The organism is Mesorhizobium sp. NPDC059054 (assembly GCF_042739215.1).
GTDB lineage: Bacteria > Pseudomonadota > Alphaproteobacteria > Rhizobiales > Rhizobiaceae > Mesorhizobium.
Genome location: NZ_JBHYHV010000002.1, coordinates 714159 through 727214, shown reverse-complemented (window position 1 = coordinate 727214; position 13056 = coordinate 714159). Strand labels below are relative to the sequence as shown.

11 protein-coding genes are annotated in these 13056 nt (G+C 61.0%); 7 read left to right on the top strand and 4 right to left on the bottom strand.

All coding sequences use genetic code 11. The annotated features are described in order from the left end of the window. Nucleotides 1–62: 62 nt before the first annotated feature. From ACFWXH_RS11225 to ACFWXH_RS11210, 4 genes are all read left to right on the top strand, one after another. Nucleotides 63–566: an endonuclease domain-containing protein gene (locus ACFWXH_RS11225; protein WP_379120154.1), complete on the top strand. Its 504-nt coding sequence runs from the start codon at nucleotides 63–65 to the stop codon at nucleotides 564–566. Nucleotides 567–596: 30 nt separating this feature from the next. Then, nucleotides 597–3182: an FAD-dependent oxidoreductase gene (locus tag ACFWXH_RS11220; RefSeq protein WP_379120152.1), complete on the top strand. Its 2586-nt coding sequence runs from the start codon at nucleotides 597–599 to the stop codon at nucleotides 3180–3182. A gap of 3 nt (nucleotides 3183–3185) precedes the next feature. Then, nucleotides 3186–4565, top strand: a complete 1380-nt coding sequence (locus ACFWXH_RS11215; protein ID WP_379120150.1) for a M24 family metallopeptidase — start codon at nucleotides 3186–3188, stop codon at nucleotides 4563–4565. Nucleotides 4566–4670: 105 nt separating this feature from the next. Then, a complete protein-coding gene (locus ACFWXH_RS11210; RefSeq protein ID WP_379120148.1) occupies nucleotides 4671–5702 on the top strand; it encodes a purine-nucleoside phosphorylase in 1032 nt (343 codons plus the stop codon). A 51-nt stretch (nucleotides 5703–5753) separates the two neighbouring features. On the opposite strand, the gene ACFWXH_RS11205 is transcribed toward ACFWXH_RS11210, so the two are convergent. Further along, entirely contained in the window at nucleotides 5754–6566 is an 813-nt protein-coding gene (locus tag ACFWXH_RS11205; protein ID WP_379120146.1) for a phosphate/phosphite/phosphonate ABC transporter substrate-binding protein, read from the bottom strand. Between the two features lie 63 nt (nucleotides 6567–6629). Beyond that, nucleotides 6630–7640: a fatty acid desaturase gene (locus ACFWXH_RS11200; RefSeq protein WP_054308423.1), complete on the bottom strand. Its 1011-nt coding sequence runs from the start codon at nucleotides 7638–7640 to the stop codon at nucleotides 6630–6632. A gap of 230 nt (nucleotides 7641–7870) precedes the next feature. On the opposite strand from ACFWXH_RS11200, the gene ACFWXH_RS11195 reads away from it, so the two are divergent. The 3 genes from ACFWXH_RS11195 to bmt all read left to right on the top strand — a co-directional run bounded on the left by ACFWXH_RS11195 (nucleotide 7871) and on the right by bmt (nucleotide 10530). Continuing rightward, a complete protein-coding gene (locus ACFWXH_RS11195) occupies nucleotides 7871–8728 on the top strand; it encodes a helix-turn-helix domain-containing protein (protein ID WP_054308019.1) in 858 nt (285 codons plus the stop codon). Nucleotides 8729–8766: 38 nt separating this feature from the next. Next, nucleotides 8767–9363 carry a DUF1989 domain-containing protein gene (locus tag ACFWXH_RS11190; RefSeq protein ID WP_244483213.1) on the top strand — a complete coding sequence of 199 codons (597 nt, stop codon included), beginning with the start codon at nucleotides 8767–8769 and terminating at the stop codon, nucleotides 9361–9363. A gap of 144 nt (nucleotides 9364–9507) precedes the next feature. Continuing rightward, nucleotides 9508–10530, top strand: a complete 1023-nt coding sequence (bmt, locus tag ACFWXH_RS11185; protein WP_054308020.1) for a betaine--homocysteine S-methyltransferase — start codon at nucleotides 9508–9510, stop codon at nucleotides 10528–10530. An 18-nt stretch (nucleotides 10531–10548) separates the two neighbouring features. Here bmt and ACFWXH_RS11180 read toward each other — a convergent pair whose 3' ends face one another. Together ACFWXH_RS11180 and ACFWXH_RS11175 are read right to left on the bottom strand one after the other, a co-directional pair. Then, entirely contained in the window at nucleotides 10549–10818 is a 270-nt protein-coding gene (locus tag ACFWXH_RS11180) for a hypothetical protein (RefSeq protein WP_379120143.1), read from the bottom strand. Nucleotides 10819–10998: 180 nt separating this feature from the next. Continuing rightward, on the bottom strand, nucleotides 10999–13056 hold the full coding sequence (locus ACFWXH_RS11175; protein WP_379120141.1) for a von Willebrand factor type A domain-containing protein: 2058 nt from the start codon (nucleotides 13054–13056) through the stop codon (nucleotides 10999–11001).

The following is a 13056-nucleotide window of genomic DNA, read 5'->3' as shown; positions in this document are numbered from 1 at the left end:
GAGAGGAAAGGCGCGAACTGGCGAAGCTTGACTCCCTTCCTCTCCCTCCGGAGGGGGGAGAGGTGGCGCCGCAAAGCGGCGACGGAGTGGGGGAAGACGTTCACGTTACGCGCAGTCGTCGACGGAAAGGCGTGACCGATCGCGCTCGCTCACTGCGGCAAGGGGGCAATAAGGCTGAGGCCCTGCTCTGGCTTGAACTCAAAAACCGCAAACTGGGTGGTTTCCGTTTTACTCGTCAGCTACCGATCAGCCCCTACTTCGCTGATTTTGCCTGTCGAGAAAAATGGCTCGTCGTCGAAATCGACGGTTCCCAACACATAGACAGCGCCCATGATCGCAAACGTGACGAATTTATGCGTGCCCATGGCTATTCCATACTCCGCTTCTGGAACACGGATGTCCTGAAGCACCGAACGGCTGTCTGCGAAACAATCCTCGCCGCGCTCGACGGCCGCTTATTGGAGAGCGTCACAGCCTTCGATCTGCGATTTGTCTATGCAAAACAGGCTCAATTTGTTGAGCACATGACTTTTAATCATGTGCCTGAAGCTTCACCCACAACCTGAGTCAAACCATCCAAACCGAGAAATAACTCTATGAAATCCCACGTTAAAGCGGTTGTGATCGGCGGCGGCGTCGTCGGATGTTCGGTCCTCTACCATCTGGCAAAAGCCGGCTGGACCGACGTCATGCTGATCGAGCGTTCGGAACTCACCTCCGGCTCGTCCTGGCATGCTGCCGGCGGCTTCCATACGCTGAACGGCGATCCGAATGTCGCCAAGCTGCAGGCCTACACGGTGCAGCTCTACAAGGAGTTGGAGGAGCTTTCCGGCCAGTCCTGCTCGCTGCACCTGACCGGCGGCATCATGATGGCCGATACGCCGGAGCGGATGGACTTCCTGCGGCTCGCCCACGCCAAGGGTCGCTACCTTGGCATGGACACCGAACTGATCACGCCTTCGGAAGCCAAGGCGATGTTCCCGCTGATGGACGAGACGAACTTCGTCGGCGCCATGTGGGATCCCGTCGAAGGCCATCTCGATCCGTCCGGCACCACGCATGCCTATGCCAAGGCAGCCAAGAAGCTGGGCGCCGAAATCGTACTGCGCAACCGCGTCATCGAATTGACCCAGGAGGTCGACGGCACCTGGAACGTTGTCACGGAACAGGGCACGGTGAAGGCCGAGCACGTCGTCAACTGTGGCGGCCTGTGGGCGCGCGAGGTCGGCCGCATGGTCGGCGTCGAGCTGCCCCTGCTCGCCATGGAGCATATGTATCTGCTCACCGAGCCGATGAAGGAGGTCGAGGAATTCAACAAGGCCACCGGCCGCGAAATGGTCGGCGTGCTGGACTTCAAGGGCGAGATCTACACGCGCCAGGAGCGCAACGGCATCCTGCTCGGCACCTATGAGAAAGCCTGCAAGCCATGGTCGCCGGTGAACACGCCCTGGGATTTCGGCCACGAACTCCTCCAACCCGACCTCGACCGCATCGCGCCCTCGCTGGAGATCGGATTCAAACATTTCCCGGGCATCGCCAATGCCGGCATCAAGCAGGTCATCAACGGCCCCTTCACCTTTGCGCCCGACGGCAACCCGCTGGTCGGTCCGGTACAGGGCCTGACGAATTTCTGGTGCGCCTGCGCTGTCATGGCCGGCTTCAGCCAGGGTGGTGGCGTCGGTCTCGCCCTGTCCAACTGGATGGTGAATGGCGATCCCGGCTTCGACGTCTGGGGCATGGATGTCGCCCGTTTCGGCGAATGGGCAAGCCTGCGCTACACCAACGCCAAGGTGCGCGAAAACTATTCGCGCCGCTTCTCCATCCGCTTCCCGAACGAAGAGTTGCCCGCTGCCCGTCCGGCGCAGACCACGCCGCTCTATGACACGATGGTGGCCAACAACGCCGTCATGGGCGACAGCTGGGGCCTGGAGACCCCGCTCTGGTTCGCGCCAAAGGGTTCGGAACCGAAGGACGTCGTCTCCTTCCACCGCTCCAACGACTTCGAACATATCGGCAATGAAGTGCGTGCGGTACGTGAGCGCGTCGGCATCACCGAGATCGCCAATTTCGCGAAATATGAAGTCAGTGGAACGGGTTCGGAAGATTTCCTGAATCGTCTGATGACCAATCGCATGCCGAAGAAGGGCCGCATCGTGCTGACCCCGATGCTGAACGAATTCGGCAAGCTGATCGGCGACTTCACCATTGCCAAGACGGACGACGACAAGTTCATGATCTGGGGCTCGTCAGCAGCGCAGAAATACCACATGCGCTGGTTCGAGAAGTATCTGCCGAAGGACGGCTCCGTTCGCATCCACCGCTTCGACCAGACCCTTGTCGGCCTCTCCATTGCTGGACCGAAGAGCCAGGAACTGCTGCAGAAGCTCACTGACATCGATATCTCGTCCAAGGCCTTCCGATTCATGGATTTTCGCGAGATGGCCGTCGGCGGCGCGCCGTGCCTCGTCAATCGCATCACCTATACCGGCGATCTCGGCTACGAGATCTGGATGCCGCCTGCCTATCAACGGCTTGTCTATGCTGCCATCAAGGAAGCGGGCGACGAATTCGGCATCGTCGATTTCGGTATGCGCGCGCTGCTTGCCATGCGCCTGGAGAAGAATTTTCCGACATGGTTCCGTGAGCTAAGGCCCATCTATGGCCCATTCGAGGGCTCGATGGACCGATTCATCAAGATGGAGAAGAACGACTTCATCGGTCGCGAAGCCGCCGCGCGCGAACAGGCCGAAATGGCCAACGGCAAAGGTTCGAAACTGCGCCGTGTTTCCTTCCTGGTGGATGCAGCCGATGCCGACGTGATGGGCGACGAGCCCGTCTGGGCCAAGGTTGCGACCGATTACGGCACAGTCGAGAAGCCGCACGGCTACGGTGCGCCGCGTTTCGATGAGTTCGGCAAGGAAGTGCGCGGCTCAACGGCGGCACAAGGCGCCTCCGGCGTGCGCGGCATCGTCGACGGCGAATGGCGTGTTGTCGGCTGGATCACATCGGGCGGCTACGCGCATTATGTGCAGAAATCGATGGCGCAGGGCTACGTACCGGCGGCATTGGCTGAAAATGAAAGCGCCGGCATGTTCGAGATCGAGATCCTCGGGCACCGCCGCCCTGCCCGCATCAACATTGAACCGCCCTTCGACCCGAGCGGCGAAAAGATGCGAGGTTGAACCATGTCGACGGCTGGCCGGACTTCAGGGACTTTCGGCCGTCATCGCAAGATCATGCCTTTCGAGCCGGGCAGTACTTCGCAGCCCGGCTCGACTGAAGAGCTACGCGCCGCATCGCGTGAAAAGGCAGCTTCGCTCAACCAGCATGTGTTGGGCTACGGCGAGATCGCCGAACGTGAATGGGCGGCCGCCGGCACAGCCGCCCCCGATCTCCCCGCGATGCGCCGATACCGGCTCGAGCGCATCCGCGCCGAACTGAAGCGCCGCGGTTATGCCGGCGCTCTGCTCTACGACCCGGTCAACATCCGCTACGCGACCGACAGTACCAACATGCAGCTCTGGGTCGCGCACAATCCGACCCGCCACTGTTTCGTGGCAACGGAGGGGCCGGTAGTTCTCTTCGATTATTTCTCCTGCGAGCACCTGTCCGACCACTCCGGTGTCGTCGACGAGGTGCGGCCAGCCGTGTCCTGGATGTATCTCTATGGCGGCGAGATCACAGAGATAAAGGTTCGCCGTTGGGCAGCCGAGATCGCCGATCTGGTACGTGAGCATGGCGGCAGCAACAATCGCATTGCCGTCGATCATCTCGACCACGAAGGGGTCGAAGAGCTTGCACGCCTCGGCATCACCATAGGCAATGGCGAAGCCGTGATGGAAAACGCCCGCCTCATCAAATCGCCCGACGAAATCCTTGCCATGCGCCGTGCAATCATCGCTTGCGAGGCAGCCATGGGCGAGATGCAGGCGGCGCTGCAGCCCGGCATATCCGAAAACGAATTGTGGGCGGAGTTGCATCGCGGCAATATCGCGCGTGGTGGCGAGTGGATCGAGACGCGGCTGCTCTCCTCGGGCCCGCGCACCAACCCCTGGTTCCAGGAATGCTCGTCGCGCATCATCGACGCGGGAGATCTCGTTGCCTTCGACACCGACCTCATCGGCCCTTACGGGTTCTGTGCCGACCTTTCGCGCACCTGGCTGTGCGGCGACGGTCGTCCCAGCAACGAACAGCGTGATCTCTATCGCATTGCCGCCGACCAGATCATCTACAACACCGAGTTGATGCGGCCAGGTATCTCGTTCAAAGAACTTGTCGAACGCTCCGCCGTGCCGCCGCCGGATTGTTTCCCGACCCGCTATGGCGTGCTTTATCACGGCGTCGGCCTTGCCGATGAATACCCAACCCTGCCGCACATCTCCGATTGGACGGAGGATACGCCAGATGGCGTGATTGAACCCGGCATGGTCCTGTGCGTGGAAAGCTATATCGGCCGTCTGGGCGGGTACGAAGGCGTCAAGCTCGAGGAACAGATTCTCATCACCGAGACCGGCCCCGAAAAACTGTCATCCTATCCGCTCGACGAACGCCTGCTGGCCGTGTGAGCTCTGGCCCTCCAATTTGGTGTGGAAAGCGCTGATGCCGGCATGGCTGTAGGCCATACCGGCAGAGATAGTGGCGTCTGTCGCCCCTAACCTCGGATCAAGCCCATGCCATTCTCCTATCGCTTCGGCCTCGCCAATACCGCGCTTGCCGCGGCTCTCGTCTCAGCGGCCCCCTCAGCCTTTGCGCAACAACCGATCGCGCCGAAAGTCCTCGTCATCACCATGTTTGGCAGCGAAGCGAAACCTTGGCTGGAAGGGCGCAAGCTCGACACCAAGGTGAAGGTTCCGGGTCTGTCGAAGGAATATCCGGAGGTCGCTTGCGATACCGCAGGCCTGTGCGTGATGACGACGGCCATGGGCTACGCCAATGCCGCCAGCTCTGTTTCGGCTGTGATCTACAGCGGCCTGTTCGACCTCAAGCAGAGCTATATCCTCATCGCCGGCATTGCCGGCGTCGATCCGAGCGACGGCACGCTTGGTTCGGCGCACTGGGCGCGTTTTGCCGTCGACGCCGGTCTTCGCCACGAGATCGATCCGCGCCAGATCCCTGCTGACTGGCCGGACGGCGTCGTGGCACTTGGCGCCCAAAAACCAGGAGAGAAGCCCAAATGGGGGTCGGGAACGGAGGTCTACAAGCTGAACGAGAAGCTGGCGGAGAAGGCACTGGCCCTGACCAGCAGCGTCGAGCTTGCAGACAGCGACAAGGCCAAGGCCTACCGGGCGGCATACAAATCCTCGCCAGGCAATGCAGCACCCGCTGTCAGCATCTGCGACACGCTCTCGACCGACACCTACTGGCACGGCACCAAAACGGCCGAAAGCATGGGCAAATGGGTGTCGCTGCTGACCGATGGTGCCGGCAACTACTGCACCACGCAGATGGAGGACAATGCTTCGCTGACCGCTCTCCAGCGCGGCGCCGATGCAGGCCTGCTGCAATTCGATCGTATCGCGCTTTTGCGTACCGCTTCGAACTTCGACCGAGAGCCGGACGGCAAGACAGCGATCGAATCGCTCAGCGCCGACTCTGGCGGGTTCGGACCGGCAACCGCCAATGCCTATCGGGTCGGTTCGAAATTCGCCGATACCGTCATCAACGAATGGGCTGAATGGCAGAAAACCGTGGCCGCGAAATAGGCGGAAACGCTCTCAAATACCCGGGGAAGCTGCCGCCGGCTGACGACCAACTCAGCCGGCAATCAGCTCGGCTTCCGCCACAAGAGCTGCGCGCAATTTTGCCAGCAGCGCCGGTGGCGTGGTTCGCGCCGTGATGAAAGGCAGTCCCTTGCGCCGCGCTGTCCAGCCAACGACCGCGACATCCTTCGCCCGTGGTTCGAAACGCTGCGCCAGGGCCCAGCTTTGGCAATCGATCGCTGCCACATCGGCCCGTCCCTCGGCGACCTCCACAACGGAATTGCGGTGGCCGCCGCTTTCCAGCCGTTCGGCGAAGACATCGAGACTTTCGCCCATCGCCTGGAGGTCACGGGTGATGGCAATGATGCCCGACATGGAATCGAGACTGTTGAAGGCGAAACGCTTGCCCCTGATCAGGTCGAGCGGAATGAGCGCCTGTCCCTTGTCGGGTGCGGCAACGTCTTTGCCCGGTTTCCGCATCACGATGGCGCTGGAGTAGAAACCACCCTGCCCGCCTTCGATACCGTCATAGCTCGGCTGGCCGACCACCTGCACATGGTGCTGAAGACCGAGTTCCATCGGCCCCCAGCAGGTCTGCGCGAACAGCAGCGCCGGATGCAGCCAGATGGCGTGGAAATCAAGTTCGTCCGGCGACAGTCTTGCAGGATCAGATACGACGACCTTGCCTGATGCGTCACGGATCCCGCCCGGAACGGCAGGCAGGTCTGCATTGCGCCGCACCAACGCTTCGGGTGCATCGACACCGGCGTACTGCAAGGCATGGCGAATCTTTGCCCATTGAGCATCGACCTGCGCGCGGGCTTCCGGCCAGTCATACATAGAAAGGGCGGCGATGAATTTGCTCATGCCAGGATATGATCGTCGCAGGGTTGAGGTTTCAAGATGGCGTAAGAAACGGAGTACCGACAATCACTCCTTCGGGGGTTCGGCAGGAACCGGCGCGGTTCCGAGGCCGCTGACGTTGCGAGCCCGCACGCGCGGCGCAAACGCCCTGCCCTTTTCCGGCACACGCCGCAGCGCGGGATGCACGACCGGCTCCTTGGCCTTGAAGGCATAGGCTTTCAACAGCGCGAAATAATTCGGGTATGTATAGCCGTTGTTGGCCTTCAACCACTTTTCGCGGTCATCCCGGAAGAGCTTCGGCAACTTGTACCAGGCCACCGTCGGCTTGCTGTGGTGCACGAAATGCAGGTTGTTGTTGAGGAACAGGAAGGACAGCGGCGAGCGTTCCACGATCACGGTTCGGCCCTCGGGACGCTCCGACCACTGGTGTTCGGCATAGGTGCGGATCGCAATCAGCGACTGGCCGAACCACATCGGGACAAGGATGTAGAGCCACAGCGGCATGCCGAAGCCGAATTGGATCACCAGCAGCACTGCGGCAAGTCCGATGGCGTGCAACAGCCAAGCCTGCCGGATCGACTTGTCTCCAGCCAGCATCTGCTTGGCGTCGTCGATGTAAAAGCCGATCATCGACATCCACGGACCGAGGAAAAAGCGGCCGACCATGGTGTTGTTGATCCTGAGCAGGAACTTCATCGCCTCCGGAAGCTCGTCATGGTGCCACAGCGCCTTGTAGTAGCTCTCCGGATCGTCGAGCGGATCCGTGAGGCGCTCATCGGCGTGGTGGCGCAGATGCAGCGTCTTGAAGCGGCGGAATGGCCAAATAAGCCCGATCGGCAGGAAGACGACAGCCTCGTTGACCAGCGCGTTGCGGGTCGGATGGCCATGCAGCACTTCGTGGATCAGCGACGACTGCAACGCGACAGTCAGAGTGAGCACGACAAGGGCAACTAGCGGATAGGAGGGCCAGATCAACAGGCCGGCGATGAGCCAGGTTCCGTAACAGCCTATGGCGAGAAAAACGGTCGGCCATTCCACCGCCGGTTTGCTGCTCACCTTCTTGCGCTTGTTTGCCATGCGATCGACCACTGCCTTTCAGTCGCCGGAACCGGTTTGTGATTCCTGACAACATTGTGTCAGCAGTCATACGCTGTCTCAACGCGACAAAGCGCACAAAGTGTTGCGATTGCGCACCTTTGCAAGCATATGATGCGCTTGGTAAACAAATCGGGAGATTCATTTACGCCCATTTGCGCGAATGAAGCCTATGTGTAGAACTTTTTGCTAGCTTTTGGAGGAACAACGCAATGGACAAGCGCGACCTCTCCACCGTGTTCCGGGAGCGACTGAAAATGCTCTTGACACGCTCCGATCTCAACCAGTCGGCCTTCGCGTCCGCCGTCGGCATCGACCGTTCAGCGCTGTCGCAACTGCTTTCCGGCGCGTCCGTGCGCCTGCCGCGCGCGGAGACGCTTCTCAACATCGCCGCCGAGTTCAAGGTCTCGCTCGACTGGCTGCTTGGCCTCTCGCAGGACGAGGGCGTGACCGGCGAAATCCGCGAAAGCCTGGAAATCGAAGAAGCCTCCGGCGGCTTCGAGCGCACGCTGATCGCCAAATGGCATGCCGAAGCGGTCGGCACCAAGATCCGCTACGTACCGGCGGGCATCCCTGACCTTCTGCGCACAGAGGCGCTGGTCGACTATGAGGCGGGCATTTCCAACAAAAGCCGACAGGCACAGGCCGGCGAAACGCAGTACCGCATAGACTACAGCAGGCGGCCGGAGACCGACATGGAGGTCTGCATGCCACGCCATACGCTGGAGATCTTCGCGCGCGGCCTGGGTGTCTGGGATGCCTTTCCGGCCGAAGAGCGCCGCGAGCAACTGATGCATATGGCTGCCCTGCTCGACGACCTCTATCCGACCTTCCGCCTCTATCTCTATGACGGGCGCATGCGCTATTCGATCCCCTATACGATCTTCGGACCTTATCGCGCCGCGATCTATGTCGGCGACATGTATATCGTGCTCAACGCCACCCAACCGATCCGTACGCTGACGGGCCATTTCGACAATCTGATCCGCGCGGCCGAGATCAACGCACATGAGGCGGCTGCCTTCGCCCAGCGTCTGGCCGACCTGCCCCTTGCGGTTTCGCGCCCCTGACGGCACCCTCCCGCAGTCATCAATGCAGGGAGCTATCCTTGGATCGCCATATCGTCGTGCCTCCGCAGTCCGGCCGCGCCTTCCGTATAAAAAAGGGCGAACGCATCCGCATCATCGACCCCAAGGGCCAACAAGTCGCCGATCTGTGGGCTTTCGTGACCGGAGAAACGCTGGATTGGCTGAGCACGTCGAACACCCGCGACATCATCGAGCGATTGTTCCCACAGATCGGCGAACATTTTTACGGCACCACAGGTGAGCCGCTGCTGACACTGGTGGCGAACGATTCCCCCGGTCCGCACGACATGCTCTTTCCGGCCTGCAACGCGGCGCTATACCGCCGCGCCGGTTTCGACGAGCATCCGAGTTGCCAGGACAATCTGCATAAGGCACTCGCCGCCGAGGGCATTGCGCTTCCCTTCACGCCGGACCCGGTCGACTTCTTCCAGAACTCGCTGCCGACCGCTGACGGAACATTGCTGGTTGACGCCTCCATCAACCCGCCGGGCGGTTCGGTGACGCTGCGAGCCGAACGCGATCTCCTGGTCGTCGTCACAGCCTGTTCGGTCGATCATCATCCGACCAATGGCGACGTCTGCACCGAAATCGAAGTCGAGCTGACGCCGGCCGCGTAGTTCGACCCGTGAAACGCATTTTCGTCTTCTGCAAGAGATCGTGTTTTTTCGTCTTAGGCAGGAGATCGTGAAGCGCGCTTCCATTGACTGGACATAAAGACTTCTTTATATCCTTATCCAAACTCGAGTTTGAAAGCCCGCGCCATGACCACCATCAATCCGATCGATGCCCTGATCGCCGAAAAGGGCGTGCTTCTGGCCGATGGCGCCACCGGCACCAATCTGTTCGCAATGGGCCTGCCGGCTGGCGAAGCGCCGGAAATCCTCAACGAGACCGCGCCCGAGACCATTACCAAGCTGCATCAGGGCTTTGTCGATGCTGGCGCCGACATCATCCTGACCAACTCCTTCGGCGGCACCCGTCACCGTCTGAAGCTGCACCATGCGCAGGACCGCGTCTTCGAATTGAACAAGACGGCTGCGGAAATCGCGCGTTCCGTTGCCGACAAGGCTGGCCGCAAAGTCATCGTCGCCGGCTCCGTCGGCCCAACCGGCGAGCTGCTCATTCCGCTCGGCGCGCTAAGCTACGAGGATGCCGTCGAGGCCTTTGCCGAACAGATCGAGGGCTTGAAGGCCGGTGGCGCCGAAGTCGCCTGGATCGAGACCATGTCGGCACCTGACGAGATCCGCGCTGCCGCCGAGGCTGCAATCCGCGTCGGCCTGCCCTATACCTATACGGGTTCCTTCGACACCGCCGGCCGCACCATGATGGGTCTGCTGCCGAAGGATATCCACGCCGTCGCTGATGGCTTGGCCGAAGCCCCGCTCGGCGTCGGCGCCAACTGCGGCGTCGGCGCGTCCGATATCCTGGCTTCCCTGCTCGACATGACCGAGGCAAAGCCGGAGGCCACTGTCATCGTCAAGGGCAATTGCGGCATCCCGGAATTCCGCGGCTCGGAAATCCATTACTCCGGCACGCCGGAACTGATGTCCGACTATGTGCGTCTGGCCGTCGATGCCGGCGCAAAGATCGTTGGTGGCTGCTGTGGCACCTCCTTCGCCCACCTGGCCGCCATGCGCAAGGCGCTGGATGTGCACAAGAAGGACGTGCGCCCAACGGTTGAAACCATCGTCGAGCGCATCGGGCCGCTGCGCAACAAGGCTGCCAGCGCCAATGCCAATGAGACCGGCGAAGGTCGTCGCGAGCGTCGCCGCTCGCGCGCCTGATCCGGCGGTACTCTTTTTTTAATCGTTGCTGTTGTCGGCGTAGCGAGCCTGCACTGAGCCGAGATCGGTCGACGGTCCGCCACTGCGCATCAACGCGACCGTTTCCGATGCGCGCGGGTCGCTGAGCTTTTCCAGCGCCGCACGAAAACGCTCATTGGTGAGCGCCGACAATGCCGTCTTGCGTGCAGTCTCAACGTCCCGGCTGAGCATTGCCTGTGATGTCCTTGCCGGTTCGGTGACCTGTGTTGCGGTCACCTGAACCGAAGTCGAAATTCCGTCTATGCGCACGTCCAAACCCTTAAAGAGCGTCCCTCGAAGGTCCTTACGTGACGTTACGTTGCACCGCGGTAGCGAAATTATTCGGCATTTTAGCAATCAGAAGAAAAGGCAGCGATCAGGCATCCTCGCGATCGTTCCGAAGCCTTCTGAAATGCCCTCTCTCCGCTGAGACGGAGAGAGGGCAGCCTGCTAGTTCATCGCTGCCGCCAGCCGCACCAAAGACAGGAATTCCGCCCGATAACCGAATGGATCGGCGCCGCGCGCGGCGCTGGCGATCTCCTGGATGCGGTCATAGCCGAATTTGGCGGTCGCATCCTCGTTGCGCAGCTTCTGCCCGAAAGCCGCAACCGCGACCGAGAAGCGCTGGTCGGCGCCGGCAGCATCGAAGGACGACACTTCGTTGGCACCGGTCACCGGCGTGGTGATCAGCTTGGACGTATCCGCATCCGGCAGTTTGTAGCGGATCTTCACGAACGCAAATTCGTCCGCATTGGAAACACCGCCATTGCTGGTCGTCGCCTCACCGTAGCGCAGATCGTCGACCTGTTGCGTGCCCCCTTTCGGCGTCAACTCATAGATCGCCGTCACGGAATGGCCCGAACCGATTTCGCCCGCATCGACACGGTCATTGTTGAAGTCTTCTCGATTCAACGCCCGCGTCTCGTAGCCGATCAGCCTGTATTCCGCGACCTTGGCGGGATTGAACTCGACCTGTATCTTCACGTCCTTGGCAATCGGGAACAAGGTCGAGGAAGCGCCTTCGACCAGCACCTTCTCGGCTTCGGCCAACGTGTCGATATAGGCGGCGGTGCCATTGCCGTTCTGGGCAATGGTCTGCATCATCTGGTCGTTGAGATTGCCGCGCCCGAAGCCGAAAACCGAAAGGAACACGCCCGTCTCGCGCTGCTTCTCGATCAGTCGCTTGAGATCGTCATCGTCGGTCTGGCCGACGTTGAAATCGCCATCGGTGGCAAGCATCACCCGGTTGATGCCACTTTTGACGAAGGATTTCTGCGCCAGCCGGTAGGCCTCGCGGATGCCCGCCTCCCCGGCTGTCGAACCACCCGGCGCAAGGTCATCGATGGCACGCAGGATCTTGTCCTTCTCCGACGCTTTGGTCGGCTCCAGCACTGTGCCGGCATCGCCCGCATAGGTGACGATAGAGACAGTATCGTCAGCTTTGAGCTTGTTGATCAGCAGGCGGAAAGCGGATTTCAGCAATGGCAGCTTATCCGGCTCGTCCATCGAGCCGGACACATCGATCAGAAAAACCAGATTGGCCTTTGGCTGTACCGTGGGCTGCATATCGTAGCCTTTGATGGCGACATGCATGAGCTTGTGTTCGGCATTCCACGGCGCCGGCATGACGCTGACCGTCGTGTTGAATGGGGTCGCAGCGTCGGTCGGTCCCTTCCAGTCGTAAGGGAAGTAATTGACCATCTCCTCGACGCGGACGGTATCTGCCTGCGGCAAAAGCCCATCCTTCAGCGAGCGACGAACAAAGGAATAGGACGCGGTATCGACATCGATGGAGAAGGTCGAGACCGGATCTTCTTTTGCCGAGCGGACCGGATTGGTCTTGAAATCCTGGACGCGGTCGCGGTTTTCCTCGCGCGGCTGCACGGTATCGGCAGGCATCGGCGCCGGCGCGATCGAGGGCTCAGCCATCAATGTTGTACTCGCCGGGCTGCGCGCCAAGGAATCGGCGGATTCGCTCTCGGCCAAAGGCGCGGCCGATTTCATCTCGGCGCTTTTCATCCGCGCGAACTCCTTGCGCGGAGCAGCCTGCACGTTGCCGGCAGGCGCGGCAGCCTCGGGTTTCGCGGCAGACGCCACAGGAGCGATCTTTTGCTTGATTTCATCTGTCGAGGGAGCCGCAGCCAGTGGTGGCTGCGTGTCCGGTTTTGCCGACGCCGGCTTGTCCGCAAGCGTCTCGGCGACGCTATCGCTTGCGTCGACCGCTGATCTCTGTTCCTGCATCAGGTGGAAAGCCGTGTAGCCGGCAATCGGCAATGCGACGAGACCGGCGATGGCCGGTGTGGCGATGAGCTTCTTCTGCATGATCTCTCTCCAGAGCGTGAGTGCTCGGGAAGTGAGACGCGACGTCGCCGCCGTTCCTTGGGGGGCTGCTTCATCTTTTTCATCGAAGGCCGTCATGGCGGCGGCGAGCGCGCGCGCGCGTGCCTTAGCACCCGGGCCTGGCACTGCCGCATCGCGCAGCTTTTTCAGTTCGTTGTCATCGACCAT